This window comes from Mycobacterium sp. WMMD1722, assembly GCF_049315205.1.
Lineage (GTDB): Bacteria > Actinomycetota > Actinomycetes > Mycobacteriales > Mycobacteriaceae > Mycobacterium.
In genome coordinates, this window is record NZ_CP186056.1 from 2864486 (window position 1) to 2878658 (window position 14173).

At 69.1% G+C, this 14173-nt stretch carries 13 protein-coding genes; 6 read left to right on the forward strand and 7 right to left on the reverse strand.

Annotated features, from left to right (window positions below; genetic code table 11):
- Window positions 1–6 precede the first annotated feature (6 nt).
- Both ACN27E_RS13645 and ACN27E_RS13650 read right to left on the reverse strand, forming a co-directional pair.
- Window positions 7–1233 (reverse strand): KasA/KasB family beta-ketoacyl-ACP synthase, encoded by a 1227-nt coding sequence (locus tag ACN27E_RS13645; protein ID WP_422742101.1) that lies wholly within the window; start codon window positions 1231–1233, stop codon window positions 7–9.
- 17 nt (window positions 1234–1250) lie between these two features.
- Window positions 1251–3065: a bifunctional serine/threonine-protein kinase/transporter substrate-binding domain-containing protein gene (locus tag ACN27E_RS13650; RefSeq protein WP_422742103.1), complete on the reverse strand. Its 1815-nt coding sequence runs from the start codon at window positions 3063–3065 to the stop codon at window positions 1251–1253.
- A 312-nt stretch (window positions 3066–3377) separates the two neighbouring features.
- On the opposite strand from ACN27E_RS13650, the gene ACN27E_RS13655 reads away from it, so the two are divergent.
- From ACN27E_RS13655 to ACN27E_RS13670, 4 genes are all read left to right on the forward strand, one after another.
- Window positions 3378–3905 (forward strand): MarR family winged helix-turn-helix transcriptional regulator, encoded by a 528-nt coding sequence (locus tag ACN27E_RS13655; RefSeq protein WP_422742106.1) that lies wholly within the window; start codon window positions 3378–3380, stop codon window positions 3903–3905.
- Window positions 3906–4049: 144 nt separating this feature from the next.
- The gene (locus ACN27E_RS13660; RefSeq protein ID WP_422742108.1) at window positions 4050–6794 is read left to right on the forward strand and encodes a helix-turn-helix transcriptional regulator; all 2745 of its coding nucleotides are present in this window, start codon (window positions 4050–4052) and stop codon (window positions 6792–6794) included.
- Window positions 6795–6850: 56 nt separating this feature from the next.
- Window positions 6851–7147 (forward strand): hypothetical protein, encoded by a 297-nt coding sequence (locus tag ACN27E_RS13665; RefSeq protein ID WP_422742109.1) that lies wholly within the window; start codon window positions 6851–6853, stop codon window positions 7145–7147.
- A gap of 478 nt (window positions 7148–7625) precedes the next feature.
- Window positions 7626–7796, forward strand: coding sequence for a hypothetical protein (locus ACN27E_RS13670; RefSeq protein WP_422742111.1), 171 nt, complete (start codon window positions 7626–7628; stop codon window positions 7794–7796).
- Here ACN27E_RS13670 and ACN27E_RS13675 read toward each other — a convergent pair.
- On the reverse strand, window positions 7778–8284 hold the full coding sequence (locus ACN27E_RS13675; protein WP_422742114.1) for a MarR family winged helix-turn-helix transcriptional regulator: 507 nt from the start codon (window positions 8282–8284) through the stop codon (window positions 7778–7780). The two genes, ACN27E_RS13670 and ACN27E_RS13675, sit on opposite strands and share 19 nt — an antisense overlap.
- A gap of 93 nt (window positions 8285–8377) precedes the next feature.
- Between ACN27E_RS13675 and ACN27E_RS13680 the strand changes: the two genes are divergently transcribed.
- Window positions 8378–9313 carry an NADP-dependent oxidoreductase gene (locus ACN27E_RS13680; protein ID WP_422742116.1) on the forward strand — a complete coding sequence of 312 codons (936 nt, stop codon included), beginning with the start codon at window positions 8378–8380 and terminating at the stop codon, window positions 9311–9313.
- Between the two features lie 58 nt (window positions 9314–9371).
- On the opposite strand, the gene hisD is transcribed toward ACN27E_RS13680, so the two are convergent.
- Entirely contained in the window at window positions 9372–10487 is a 1116-nt protein-coding gene (hisD, locus tag ACN27E_RS13685; RefSeq protein WP_422742119.1) for a histidinol dehydrogenase, read from the reverse strand.
- A 165-nt stretch (window positions 10488–10652) separates the two neighbouring features.
- On the opposite strand from hisD, the gene ACN27E_RS13690 reads away from it, so the two are divergent.
- Entirely contained in the window at window positions 10653–11216 is a 564-nt protein-coding gene (locus ACN27E_RS13690) for a hypothetical protein (RefSeq protein ID WP_422742122.1), read from the forward strand.
- A 348-nt stretch (window positions 11217–11564) separates the two neighbouring features.
- Here the strand turns inward: ACN27E_RS13690 and ACN27E_RS13695 are convergent, their stop codons facing one another.
- The 3 genes from ACN27E_RS13695 to ACN27E_RS13705 are packed head-to-tail and all read right to left on the reverse strand — an operon-like array spanning window position 11565 to window position 13998.
- Window positions 11565–11903: a hypothetical protein gene (locus tag ACN27E_RS13695; protein ID WP_422742125.1), complete on the reverse strand. Its 339-nt coding sequence runs from the start codon at window positions 11901–11903 to the stop codon at window positions 11565–11567.
- Window positions 11903–13126, reverse strand: coding sequence for a fibronectin type III domain-containing protein (locus ACN27E_RS13700; RefSeq protein WP_422742128.1), 1224 nt, complete (start codon window positions 13124–13126; stop codon window positions 11903–11905). The genes ACN27E_RS13695 and ACN27E_RS13700 overlap by 1 nt, the downstream gene beginning before the upstream one ends.
- 2 nt (window positions 13127–13128) lie before the next feature.
- Window positions 13129–13998: a phage major capsid protein gene (locus ACN27E_RS13705; RefSeq protein ID WP_422742131.1), complete on the reverse strand. Its 870-nt coding sequence runs from the start codon at window positions 13996–13998 to the stop codon at window positions 13129–13131.
- Window positions 13999–14173 lie beyond the last annotated feature (175 nt).

Consider the following 14173-nt stretch of genomic DNA (forward strand, 5'->3'; position numbering starts at 1 on the left):
GCGCGATCATGCAGCCCCGAAGACCAACGCCACGTTGTGCCCGCCCAGGCCGAACGAGTCGCTGACCGCATAGCGGAAGTGCCCGGTCCGCGGCGCCCCGGTGACGACGTCGAGGTCGATCGCGGGGTCGACCTCGACGACGTTGAGCGTCGGCGGCACCACACCGTCGCGCAACGACTGCACCGTCACCACCGCCTCGACCGCCCCGGCCGCCCCCAGTGAGTGGCCCAGCGCCGCCTTGGGCGCATACACCGCGGGCCGGTGATCGCCGAGGGCGCGATGCAGGGCGCGCGCCTCGGCCAGGTCACCGCGGCGGGTGCCGGCGGCATGCGCGTTGACCAGGTCGATGTCATGGGGCGTCAAGCCGGCCAGCTCGATGGCGTGGGTGACCGCGTCACCGGCGGCTTCACCGGTCGGGTCGGGGTACATCGGGTCGTAAGCATCGGCGGTCATCGACACCCCGAGCAGACGGGCCTGGATGTCGGCGCCGCGGGCCCGGGCATGCTCCTCGGTTTCCAGCAGCAGCAACGCGCCGCCCTCGCCGAGCACCATGCCATCGCGGTGGGTGTCGAACGGCCGGCAGGCGCCCGCCGGATCGTCGTTGGCGGTGGACAGCAGGTCCGCCTGGATGAAGGCCCCGACCGGGACCGCCTCGATGACCGTCTCGACGCCGCCGCAGATGGCGACGTCGGCCTCGTCGAGCATGAGGTGTCGCCATGCCTGCCCGATCGCGGCGGCGCCCGACGCATCGGCCATCACCGGTGAGATGACCCCGGCCTTGGCCGTGCGGTCCAAGCCGACGGCCGCGGCCGGCGCGTTGGGCATGTACATCTGTACCGCCAGCGGCGACACCGCCCGCAGGCCCTTGGTCCGCCAATCGTCGTACTGGGCGGGGATCTCCTCGGTAGAACCGAGGGCCAGCCCGATCGAGACCATCAGCCGGCGCGAATCGACCTCAGGTGTGCCGGCTGCCGCCCACAGCCGCCGGCTCAGCACCAGCGCCATCTTCTGCATGTACGAAAGACGCCGCAGCTCAACACGACTGAGGTGGCCGTCGAAATCCTCGGTCAGCTCTCCCCCGATCCGGACCGGAGAGTCGAGTTCACCGACGAACCACTTGCCCAGCGAGCGGATACCGCTGCGGCAGGCGAGCAGCTGCTGCCAGGTGTCCTCCGCGTCCGGCGCCAGCGCGGTGGTGGACGCGACGGCGGTGACAACGATGTCGTCTCTCACTGCTCAGCTCCCCGAACTCAGCCCACCGCTCCGTTGATCACCGGTGTGTCGATCATGCCTCTCTCGACTCCCCACATGGTGGCGATGGTGCGGTACTCCCCGGTCGCCATTATGTGCTCGAGCGCCTGGCGCAGCGACTCGGCCAGACCGGAACCCTTTGCGACCGGCCATCCGTAGGGCGCCGAGTCGAACACCTCGCCCGCCGGCTCCAGCGCTCCGCCCGAGGTCTTGATCGCGAATCCGGTGACCGGCGAATCGGCCGACATCGCATCGATGTCTCCGGCGATCAGCGCGGCGGTGACCTGATCCTGTTCGGTGAAGACCACCTTCTGCAGCGGCGGTTCGCCCGCCTCGACGCAGGCCGCACTCTTGGCGGGCAGTTCGACCGTGTCCTGGATGACGCTGTACGCCACGCCGATCCGCCGCCCGCATGCCTTCGCCGGATCGATCGACGAGCCCGCTCGTTGCGCCCACAGCGTGCCGGCCTGGAAGTAGGTGACGAAGTCGACGGACTCTTCGCGTTCCCGGGTGTCGGTGATCGACGACATGCCCATCGTGAAGTCACCCGATTCCACCGAGGGCAGCACGCTCTCGAACGCCGTCTCACGGAATTCCGGGGCCAGACCCAGCGTCCGGGAGACCGCCTTCATCAGGTCCACGTCGAACCCCACGATCTCACCGTAGGAGTCGCGGAACTCGTTGGGCGCGTACGGAACATTGACGCCTATCACCAGCCGCCCGCTGTCACGGATCTCGGCCGGTACGGTGGCCGCGATCGCCGCGACCGCGCCGGGCGGCGCGGGCGTGGACGACGCGGTGTCCTCGGCGACCACCACCTGCCGCGGCGCGCGGGTGCGGTCCGGGCCGCCGTTGAGCTGCCAGGCCACCGACGCCGCGACCGCGACGAGCACCACACCGGCGCCCGCGATCGCGAGCACCCCGCGCGTCACCCGCCGACGCACAGGCACTTTCAGGCGCCTCGCCGAATGCCGACCGGAGCGCACCGACAGCCGCACGGGCGCGGCCAGCGCCTGACGCGCGGCGCCGGCCAGTTCACCCGCGGTCTGGTAGCGCTTGTCGGGTTTCTTGGCCATCCCCTTGGCGATCACCGCGTCGAATGCGGCAAACTTCGGATCCTTGGCCGACGGGCGCGGGATCGGCTTGACCATGTGGCCGGCCAGTTGCTGTTCGAGGGAATCGGCCGGGTACGGCCGGACCCCGGTCAGGCATTCGTAGAGCACACAGGTCAACGCATAGACATCCGACCGGGGATCGCTCGTGCCACCGTTGAAGCGCTCGGGCGCCATGTACGCCAGCGTCCCCAGCGTGTTGCCCGCCGTGGTCATCGCGGCGTCACCGGCGGTGCGGGCCAGGCCGAAGTCGATCAGGTAGACGAAGTCGCGGTCGGTGATCAGGATGTTCGACGGTTTGACGTCGCGATGGATGAGCCCCGCGGCGTGTGCGGCGTCCAGCGCGGTGGCGACCTGTTCGACGATCTTCACGGCGAACGCGGGCAGCAACGCGCTGTTGGTCGACTGCAGGATGGTGCCCAGATTGCGGCCTTCGATCAGACGCATGTCGAGATAGAGCCGGCCGTCGATCTCGCCGTAGCCGTGGATCGGCACCACGTGCGGATCCTGTACACCCGCCGCCGCCTGTGACTCGCGCCGGAATCTTCGCTGGAACGTCTCGTCCTGGGCCAGATGCGGCGGCAGCACCTTGACCGCCACCACGCGGTCGGTGTGGGTGTCGTAGGCCTGATAGACCTCGCCCATCCCGCCCCGACCGATCAGCTTCTGCAGCTGATAGTGCCCGAATGGTGTCGCGTCCACCGTGTTACTCCTCGGCAGCGGCCAGTCGGTGAGTCGAGGTGAAACTACAACATGTTTGCCAACGGTGTGCACCACTCGGCCGTCGCGACCGCCGCGGCCGCCGGATACGTCGTTACAGACGCAAGGACCCAAACGGTAGGGGAACCCCCGATTCCTCGTTCCGATCGCGAGATTGACACTTGCGACAAATAATGTTCAGGGGGACGGCCGTCCGCAGTGCCGGCCGAACGTGTCAACAGGGGGAACGAACGGATGTCACAGCAGCTCGCGGACGTCGAGGTCCGCACGGACAGGGGCAACGACCACAGAGCCATGACCAGGTACACCCGCGTGGGATCCGCCGGAAGGGTGCAGGTCACGACGACCGGGCGCACCCCGAGCAGCATGCCGGGCCTCGACATCGCCGAGATGAAATCCTGGCAGAACTACCTCGACGCGGCGCTGCGCCTGCAGGCCAAACTGAACCACGAACTCAACGAGGCCTATCGCCTGACCCTCGAGGACGTGCGCCTGCTGCACGAACTCGACCGCTCCGACACCGGTGCGGTCCGCATGGGTGAGCTCGCCCAGACCCTGGTCTCCACGCCCAGCCGGATCAGCCGGCGCGTCGACCGCCTCGAGGCCAGGGACCTGGCCCGCCGCTCGAGCAGTGAGCGCGACGGCCGCTTCGTGCTGGCCGAGATCACCGACGAGGGCCGCAAACTGCTCGAGAAGGCGATGTCCACCTACGGGCAGGCGGTCCGCGACTGCTATCTGGCCCCCCTGTCGCGGCCGCAGGTCGCGGCGATGGCCGAGAACTGCCGGCGGATCAACGCCGGCCTGGCGTCCGGGCCGGCCTGACGAACGACCTGTTCGCGTCTTTGCGCACGGCGGCGTTTCGTCTTGTGGACTATCCGTTGACATAGGGCATGAGCACGTACAGCGCGGTCGACGAGTGTCGTGGTCGACGCGACAGCACCTTTGCCCGTTTGCAATCATTCCCGGGTGGAACCCGATCGCAGCACACCGGCCGAGGAGTCGGCCGGCGCTGCGTTCCTGACCGAGACAGCGGCCGGCCCGGCCGGCCTGATCATCGAGGGTGAGGCCGGCATCGGCAAAACCCGACTGTGGCTCTCGATGCTCGACGATGCCCGGGATCGGGGATACCGGGTGCTGGCCGCACGTGCCGGTCAGGCCGAGACATCGCTGGCCTATGCGGTGGTCGCCGATCTCTTCGACGGTGTCGACTCGGCCGCCACCGAGCACCTGCCCGGGCTGCAGCGCCTCGCCCTGGACCGGGTCCTGCTGCGCGCCGACGTCGACGGCCCCGAGACCGACCAGCGGGTCGCCGCCGCCGCCGTCCTCAACACCATCGAACGCCTCTGCGCGGACACCCCGGTCGTGCTGGCCGTCGACGACGTGCAGTGGCTCGATGCCGAGAGCCGCGAGGTCGTCGGCTTCGTCGCGCGCCGGCTGACCGGCCGGGTGGGCCTGCTGATGACCGAGCGCACCGAACCAGGGTCCTACCGCACCGGCTGGCTGCAGCTGCCGCGGGGCGAGCAGCTGCGGCGGCACCGCGTCCTGCCGTTGACCCTGGGCGGGCTGCACGCCATGCTCTCCGAGCGGCTCGGCCGGTCGTTCCCCCGCCCCACCCTGGTCCGGATCGCCGAGACCTCCGGCGGCAACCCGCTCTATGCGCTGGAGCTGGCCAGGGCCATCTCCGAGCACACCGAGGCCGGGGAGCCGACGCTGCCGGCGACCCTCGTCGATGTCGTGCGCCGGCACATCGAGGGTCTCGACGACACCGTGCGCGACGTGCTGCTGGCGGCCTCCTGTGTGGCGGCGCCGACCGTGGACCTGGTCGCCGACGTCACCGAGCGATCCCCGCAGCGCGTCATAGAGCTGATGGAGGTCGCCGAGGCGGAGGGCATCGTCGAGATCGAGGGGTACCGCGTGCGGTTCTCCCATCCGCTGCTGGCCCGCGGGGTGTACTCCGAGGCCGGGCCGGCACGGCGACGGCATATGCACCGACGGCTCGCCGACGTCGTCGCGCAGCCCGAGCTCAAAGCCCGTCACCTCGCTCTGGCGGCGACCAGCCAGGACGACGACACCCTCGCTGCGCTGGACGAGGCCGCGGATGCGGCCAGGACCCGCGGCGCCCCGGCCGCCGCGGCGGAACTGCTCGAATTCGCGATGCGTCTCGGCGGGGACACCGACCTGCGCCGGTTACAGGCCGCCGCGCACCACTACACCGCGGGCGACACCGCGCGCGCCGAGGCGCTGCTCACCGTCACCGTGCCGAGGATGCCGAGCGGGCCGCTGCGGGCCCTGGCCCTGATCCAGTTGGCCGACATCGCGCTCGACGACAACGGGTTCGCCGACGCGACGGACCGGCTGGCCGAGGCCCTGGCCGACAGTGAGAGCGACGTCAACCTGCAGGTGTTCTGCCTGCTGTCGCTGTCGTTGGCCCAGGGCAACTGCGGGGATCACAGCGCAGCACTGGCCGGCGCCGAACGGGCGGTGGTGCTGGCCGAACGGACCGGCGTGCCGCACCTGATCAGTCAGGCGCTGACCGTGCGGGTGATGACCCGGTTCCGGCATGGATACGGCGTGGACGAAGCCGATCTGCAGCGGGCACTGGAGTTGGAGGACGCCGACGCCGAAGTGCCGCTGTCGTTTCGGGCTCGGTCGGCCGCCTCGATGCTGATGGCCTGGACCGGCCGCATCGACGAGGCGCAGGACAGCATGCGGACCCTGTGGCGGTATTGCCTCGAGCGCGGCGCCGACCGCGATCTGTTGACCATTGCCAACCACTGCACGGTCGTCGAAGTCTGGCGTGGTCGGCTCGACGCGGCAACCACGCTCGCCGAAGACGCCGTACAACGCGCCGAGCAGCTGGGCGGTGACCACATGCGGATGGTCGCCGTCGGTCTGCGGGCCACCGTCGCCGCCTACGCCGGTCGCGAGCGGGCCGCGCGTGCCGACATCGGGCACGCCCTCGAACTGGCCCAGCGGTGCGACACCACGGCGCGGATGACGTGGTGGACGCTGGCGGTGCTGACGTTCCTGGAGGTCTCGCTGGGCAATCACGCCGCGGCCACGGCCGCGGTCGAACCCGCGCTGCGGGAGTACGCCGCGACGCCGGGACGCGAGATCATCAACGCCTGGTTCATTCCCGACGCGGTGGAGGCGTTCGTGGCCGTCGGCCGCGTCGCCGATGCCGAACCGCTGGTCGCCGAACTCCAGACCCACGGCCGCCGGCTCGACCGGCCGTGGATGCTCGCCGTCGGTGCGCGGTGCCGCGCCATGGTGCTGGCCGCCGAGGGCGATGTCGACGCCGCCGCGGCGGTCGCGTCCGACGCGATGGCCGTCCACGAAAGGTTACCTATGCCGTTCGAAAAGGCCCGTACCGCACTGCTTCTCGGCCAACTACAGCGACGGCTGCGCCGCAAGGAGGCCGCCGCCGCCACGCTGGGAGAGGCGCTTCGGACGTTCGAATCCATCCGGACGGGTCTGTGGGCGCAGCGTGTTCGTGCCGAACTCGCCCGGGTGAACGTGCGACCCTCCCGGGATCAGGGCCTCACGCCGTCCGAGCAGCAGGTCGCCGAACTCGCGGCGGCGGGCATGAGCAACCGCGATATCGCGGCCACTCTGTTCATCAGCATCAAGACCGTCGAGGCGAATCTGGGGCGGGTGTACCGGAAGCTCGGTGTGCGGGGACGGGCCTCGCTGGGCCGGCACTTCGGCTGAAGACGTAGGGCAACCCCCAATTGGTCAGCGCAGCGGATCGCCCTAGCGTGGGAACCGTGATCACCGCCGACGCCTTCACATCATGTTGTCTGGCGGAGTGGTACCTCCCGGATCTGACCGACGAATTGATCGACCATTACGTGGCGCGGCTGGAAGCCGCCTCGGCTGTCATGCGCGATGAGGGCGTCGACGTGGCGCTGGTCCTCACGGTGGCGGTGCCGGCCGACGAGGTGCTCTACGGCGTCTTCGACGGTTGCGACCCGGACGGGGTGGTGCGTACCTGTGAGCGCGCAGGGCTCCTTCCGGAACGCCTCAGCGGCAAAGTCGGCACCCGCATCCTGCACGCCGGCTAACTGACGTAGGGGAAACCCTGATTCCTGGCGTCTCGGCGGCGCGGAGACTTTCCGGGGTGCTCAGCGCCGCGTCCGCGCGCGTTGGGGGACGACATGCGACGCGTCTGAGCACGTGTGAGCCGCCCGGGGGATGCGGCTCGTCCAGCTTGTCTACCTGCCGACGGGGCGGCAGGTAGACAAGCGCATCTGCGGCCACCGCATCACATACGCCAATTCCGGCCCGGGAATTTCCTATTCGACGGTTGATCTTGGCAAACTCGCCAATAGTCGAAATGGTGGGAATTGTGGCGGACCGGCCAATTCCCCCATTCTGTGAATACGCCGCGAGCTGCCTCGGGGCTCTCTTATTCACCGCACCCAAGCTGCGCACGAGCGGGATTCTGCCGTAAAGTGTCGTTGCGGACACCGCCGATCTTCCGACAATGCCGCGGCCTATGTCGCGATACAAAAAAGTGACCTTTTGCTGCAGGGAGCCACCGTGCTGACAGAAGTGGAACGAATGTGGAAACGGTCCCGACGCCGCCTGCGCCATCTGCGCCGTGATTGGCGACTTCGCCGGGATGAGGCGCATCCCGCGGTCGGATTCATCGCCGTGGCGTTGTTGATTCTGCTGACGGTCGGCGCCGTCGTCTACGCGCTGTCGCTCTGATCCACCACAGCGCGTCGCCGGGAGGCGGCCGATCGGGGCGGTCGTGCCCGCAGGTGATCGCGGGCACGGCCGAGGATGGCACCGAGGGTGCGCACATCACGGTCGGACAGTCCGTCGAACAGCAGGTCGTGCACCACTTCGACGTGACCGGGCAGCACCGCGGCGAGCCGGGAGCGCCCGCCGCTCGTGATCGCCACCACGGTGGCGCGCTGGTCGGTCGAACTGGCCGAGCGCGTGATCAGCCCGGCGTTGTCCAACAGCCCGGCCTGATGGGTGAGCCCGCTCCGGCTGTAGACGATGAGATCGGCCAGCTCGGTCATGGTGAGCGGGCGCTGCGCGTCGGCGAGGTGGGCCAGGATCTCGAACTGCACATAGCTGAGGTCACCGTCCTCCCGCAGTTGCTGCTGCACCGCGTACTGCAGCACGCTGACCGTCTCCATGAGGGCGAAATAGGTGGCGAGCTGCTCGGGGTCGAGGGTGTGCGCCATACCGGGAGCATATCCGGGAATGCTTCGACTTCGAAGCATGTTGGACTCGTTCGTAATGCTTCGAACTCGAAGCACACCACGAAGGAGGACACCATGAAGGCTGCGACATACCACCGCTACGGCGACGCCGAGGTGATCGAGTACCGCGAGGTGGACCGGCCGACCCCGGCCGCCGGTCAGGTTCTCGTGAAGGTGGCGGGCACCTCGTTCAACCCGGTCGACGCCGGCATCCGCGGCGGCTATCTGTCCGAGGTGTTCGCGATCGGCTTCCCGCACGTTCCCGGCATCGATGTGGCGGGCACGATCGCCGAACTCGGGCCGGGCGTCACGGGCCGGCAGGTCGGCGATGCCGTCGTGGGGTTCCTGCCGATGGATGCCGACGGCGCCGCCGCCGATTTCGTGGTGGCGCCGGCGGACGTGCTCGCCACGGCTCCCCGCTCGGTACCCCTGCCCGATGCCGCCGCCCTGCCAACCGTCGCGCTGACCGCATGGCAGGCCCTGTTCGACATCGCAGGGCTACGTCCCGGCCAGACGGTCCTGATCAACGGCGCGGGTGGGGCCGTCGGCGGCTATGCCGTGCAGCTGGCGCATGCGGCGGGAGCCGTCGTCACCGCCACCGCCAAACAGCGCGACGGGGATCGGCTGCACCGCCGCGGAGCGGACGAGACCATCGACTACCTCGATTACACCGCAACGCCACTGATCGACGGTCGGCGGTTCGACGTGGTGTTGAACCTGGTGAGTACCTCAGAGGACCAAAACGACGCGCTGGCCGATCTGGTCGCCGACGGTGGCTGGCTGGTGGGCACGATGACAGCCGGACCGCAGAACCCCCCGCGCGGTGTGCGGGCGACCCGGATCTTCGTCCACAGCGATACGGCACAGTTGAGCGAATTGGTCGACCGCGTCGATGCCGGACATCTGACGATCGATATCGCCGACCGGCGACCGCTCTCCGAGACCGCTGCGGTGCACGCCGACGCCGACGCCGGGCGGCTGCCCGGTAAGACCATCCTGTTGCCGGAATGATCGGTCACCCAGAGATGAGGCCCCTCGCTCGAGGGGCCTCATCGTGGGGCCGGACAGCTCATCGGGTGAAATCGTGGTCGGACCACGGCAGCGTCTCGCCGCGGTACTTCGCCACCCGGACATCGCCGGATCGGGCGTGCCCCTCGAACAATTCGACGCGGGCCGCGCGGCCGCACAGTTCGCCGAAGAAGGCACCCGACTCGGTGTTCGTCACCTCCTGGTAGGTGACCGTGCGCAGGTACTTGCCCACCCAGAGACCGCCGGTGTAGCGCGCCACACCGCGGGTGGGCAGCACGTGGTTGGTGCCGATCACCTTGTCGCCGTAGGAAACACACGTCCCTTCGCCGAGGAACAGCGCGCCGTAGTCGTGCATCTTCTCCAGCGCCGCACGGGGGTTGCCGGTCAGGATCTGGACGTGCTCGAAGGCGTACTGATCGGCCAACGCGTAGGCGTCGTCGAGCGTGTCGACGACGCGGACCTCGCCCCAGTCGCGCCAGGCCGGTTCGGCGAAGTCGCGGGTGGGCAGGTCGACGAGGATCGTGTCGATGTGTTCGATGACCGTGCGCCCCAGCTCTTCGCTGGTGGTGATGAGCACCGCCGGTGAATCGGGTCCGTGTTCGGCCTGTGAGAGCAGGTCCACGGCGACGACGAACGGATCGGCGTGTTCGTCGGCGACGATCAGTACCTCGGTCGGGCCGGCGAACAGATCGATACCGACCTCGCCGAACAGCTGACGCTTCGCTTCGGCGACGAAGGCGTTGCCCGGACCGGCCAGCATATTGACCGGTTCGATGGTCTCGGTCCCGATGGCCAGCGCGGCAACGGCCTGGATACCGCCGAGCAGGTAGATCTCGTCCGCGCCGGCCAGATGCATGGCGGCGATGGTGGCGTCGGGCATCTCACCGCGGATCAGCGGCGTGCAGGCCGCGATGCGCTGCACGCCGGCCACCTTCGCGGTCACGATCGTCATGTGCGCGCTGGCCAGCAGTGGATACTTGCCGCCCGGGATGTAGGCGCCGGCCGCCTGGATCGGCACGTTCTTCTGTCCGAGGAAGACCCCGGGAAGCGTTTCGATCTCGAAGTCCGAGAGCGATTCGAGCTGCTTGCAGGCCATCACCCGGACCTGCTGCTGGACGAACTCGATTCGCGGATCGGCCGGACCCGCGGCGGTCACGCAACCCCGGTAGCTGAAACGCGATCGAACGCTGCCCTGCTTCTGAAGAGCTGGCGCCCGCACGCCGTCATTTGGGTTGTCGCCGAGGCGTTTAGGAGTGCCCACGCGGTGTACTCGCGGGGAGAGACGGTGGATACGCCACCACTCTTTATGCGAAGGAACCTCATGCAGTCACGCAATACCGTCGTCCGTTCGCTGCACGACCTCGGCGCCGCCGCCTGGTTCGGCGGTTCCCTGATGGGAGCGGTGGGCGTCAACGGCGCCGCCGCCGCGGTTTCCGATCCCCGCGAGCGCGCCGGCGTGGCGGCCGCGGGCTGGGGCAAATGGGCTCCGGTCAACGCGGCGGCGATCGGCGCCCACCTCGTCGGCGGCGCCGGGATCCTTCTGGCCAACCGGAAGCGGGCCCGGCACCAGTCGGGCGTCACGGCGAACACCGTCACGAAGATCCTGCTGACCGGAGCGGCACTGGCTGCCACGGCGGCCAGCGGAGCGCTGGGCGCCAAGGCCGCCCAGGGCCACGGGCAGCCGGTCAGCGGGGCCACCGATCCGTCCGCGGGCACCCCCGACGATGTCGCCGCCGCCCAGAAGCAACTGCGATATCTGCAGTGGGCTCTGCCGGTGCTCACCGGAGGCATCGTCGTCCTGACCGCACAGCAGGGCGAACAGCAGCCGCCTGACCAGATCCTCGAAGGGTTGAGCCGGACGCTGACCCGACGACTCGGCGACTGACCGCGGGCGGGCAGCCACACCACTGCCGTGGTCTCCCCCGTAACGCAATCAGCCCCCCTCGAAAGGGGGGCTGACTTGCGTGGCAGGTACAGGATTCGAACCTGTGTAGGCGTAAGCCGACGGATTTACAGTCCGTCCCTGTCGCTGTTTGCGGGTGCGAGCTGTGTTGGCAGCCCCAGATAGGCCCAGCTAGACGGGTTGGTTGTGTTGGCTGTTGACGGCGGTTGTCGACGGTTCTGCGTACCGGCTGCGTACCGGCGGCCTGACGAGGCGGGCCGTGCTGTGCGGGCGTAGGGGCCGACGTTTACACCGGGACCCGCACAGCACGACGACTGTGGGAAGCGCGCTTCACACCACGCGCAGGGTGATCAGCTCGTAGTGGTGCAGGCGGCCCCGCAGCATGTGGCGCTCCACGGCGCCGTCCACGCCGTAGGTGGCGCCCTGCCAGGTGATCGTGAGTCGGTTGCCGATGGCCTGGGGAATGTCCACGACCGGCGCCAGGACCATGCGGTAGCGGGACACCACCAGCTCGGCGCCAGCGGCCAGCACCGCGTCCGTGTCCAGGGGCACCACCTCGGCAGGCACCGTGGTGGTCACGCTGCGGTACTTCTGGTTGCCGCTCTGGTCGTACTGCGGTGGGTCGTAGGCCAGCTGCAGGGCCACGCTCACGCTGTCGTGCAGCAGCATCAGACGGCCCTGCGGCGGTACCGGTTGAGCACCGCCAGCTCTGCGAGGTTCCAGCCCTGGAACGCGCCGCGCACACCCACCGAGCCCACCGTGGTGTCCAGCTGCTCGGGATTGGTGACCAGCCGGGCAGCGGCACAGGTGATCACAGCGCTGATCTCGTCGTTGGGCTCGCCGCCGGTGAACCCCTGGTCCCGCGTGTACGCCTTGGCCATCATCGTGACCACGGGGACGGCCTGGGCGGCCAGCAGCAGCGTCTGCGGCACGGCGGCCTGACCCAGGAACGCAGCCACCCGCTGGGCGGCCTCCGAGACGGTCGGCTCCGGTTCGGGCTCTGGCTCCGGTTCGGGCTCTGGCTCCGGTTCCGGTTCGCCTGGGGTCAGGGTGGTGGTCGTGACGGCAGCGGAGGCCGCCGACTCGTTACCGGCGGCGTCCACGGCCTTGACGACGTAGGTGTGGGTGCTGCCAGCGGCCAGGCCGGTCACGGTGTGTGCGGTGCCCAGCACGCTGGACACCAACGTGGCGCCCTCGTACACCCGGTACTCGGTGACGGCCACGTTGTCGGTGGCCGCCGACCACGCCAGGGTCACGCTGTTCTCGGTGCGAGCCGTCACGGCCAGGCCGGTGGGCGCGCTCGGTGCGGTCGTGTCACCAGCCACGATGGCCAGCGCCTTGGATGTGGACGCGAACGCCGCACCGTCCCAACCGAAGTCATACGATCCGGTGTCGGCGGTGTCACCGTCGAAATACCCCGTCACCGGGGAGTCGTCGTAATCCACCCGCACGGCCACCAGGCCCAGCTGGTTGGCCGATGACACCGTAAGGACCAGTTCCAGGTAGGTGGGTCCGCTGCCCTGCGGCACGTAGTCGATGGTGTACGTGCGCCACTGGTAGGTGCCGGAACTGCTGACGATCTCCAACGTGGCGCGGTTCTGCGCCACGGTGCCGCTCTGCGAATTGCCGCGCAGCCCAACGGTTCCGACATTGCTGCCCGCCAGCGTGTACAGCAAGGTGACCTTGAACTTGCCGGCCACGTTGGGCACCGCCTGCAGGGCAATGAACGTCTCACCGGTGAAGGCCAGCCGGTTGCGCTGCTCGCCCAGCACGGTCCGCGCGGCTACGTCACCCGCAGACCATGCGCCACGGTCCAGGGCTGGGAACGACGGCCTGGGGCAAAGGTTGGCGCCGACTTTTGCCCCGTTGGCCGGATTCGTCGGGTAGGCCACGATCAGATGGTGATGCCGGTGAGCTTCACGACGGCCTCGGCGTTCAGCGGCTTGGCGTCGTAGCGGGCCACAACCCTGATGGCCATCTGGTCGAAGTCGCCGAACGTCTGGTCCAAGATTTTCACCGTGGGCGCCAGGTCACGGGCCACCGCCACCTGGGCGAAGTCCACCAGCGCGGCCCGCCCGGTCGGCGTGCCGCCGGTGGTGTCGGGCACGCGGTTGGACACGATGACCGGGTGCCCGAACAGGGTGTAGCCGCGTCCGGTGGTCACGTCCGGCTGCACGATGTACGTGCCGTCCGTGGCCTTGATCTTGCGCAGCTTGACCAGATCGCGGCTCGTCAGCACCCACCGCAGGGCCGCCGGGTCCACGTTGGCGGCCAGGGCCAGGCCCTCGGCGTCAAGCAGGTGGTCCAGGGTGAGCGCGCCACCCACGGCCAGGGTCTGCGTGCCCGACCACGCGAACAGGCCCTGTGGGGTGGTGATGCCGTCGCCGGACGCGCTGAAGAACTGGCCGTCCAGCTTGGCGGCCACGTCGGTCACCAGGCGGTCCCGCAGCGCGGCGTCCAGGTTGACGACGGACTGCCGGGCCAGCTCGTTGGAGTACCGCGTGAGGGTCTTCACGCTCTTCATGGTGGTGGGCAGCAGGGTGACCTCATCGAAGTCGGGGTTGCCCTCGGGGATCTGCTCATTTTCGCCGACCCAGTTGACGACCGTGGGGCCACCGAGCTTGGGAATGCGCAGGGTCTCGTTTGTGTCAAAGATGCGCGGGCCAGCGGCGAGGAACTTGGACACTTCCTCCAGCGGCTTGACCAGCAGGTTGGCGACCTGCTCCCGCGTGAGTTCAGCTGCAGTGGTGGTGGAAACGGCCATGGCGGTGGGGCTCCTGTGCGTGGGGGTCAGCGGGGGTGGTCACGCTGCCCCGCCGGGGGGCCTCACGCAGGTAACGGCACCGGGCCGTGTTGCTGTCAGTGTGTCACGGGTGTTGCGTAGAGTCGAGAATGGCCGCGCGGCACGCCTCCTCGTCGTTGGCGCCGCGCGGCCACAC

Excerpts from the sequence above, each read along its gene's own strand:
- ACN27E_RS13655 (WP_422742106.1), top strand. The coding sequence starts at position 3,378 with ATGACCAGGTACACCCGCGTGGGATCCGCCGGAAGGGTGCAGGTCACG.
- ACN27E_RS13675 (WP_422742114.1), bottom strand. The coding sequence starts at position 8,284 with ATGGCGCACACCCTCGACCCCGAGCAGCTCGCCACCTATTTCGCCCTC.
- ACN27E_RS13680 (WP_422742116.1), top strand. The coding sequence starts at position 8,378 with ATGAAGGCTGCGACATACCACCGCTACGGCGACGCCGAGGTGATCGAG.
- ACN27E_RS13690 (WP_422742122.1), top strand. The coding sequence starts at position 10,653 with ATGCAGTCACGCAATACCGTCGTCCGTTCGCTGCACGACCTCGGCGCC.
- ACN27E_RS13695 (WP_422742125.1), bottom strand. The coding sequence starts at position 11,903 with ATGCTGCTGCACGACAGCGTGAGCGTGGCCCTGCAGCTGGCCTACGAC.
- ACN27E_RS13705 (WP_422742131.1), bottom strand. The coding sequence starts at position 13,998 with ATGGCCGTTTCCACCACCACTGCAGCTGAACTCACGCGGGAGCAGGTC.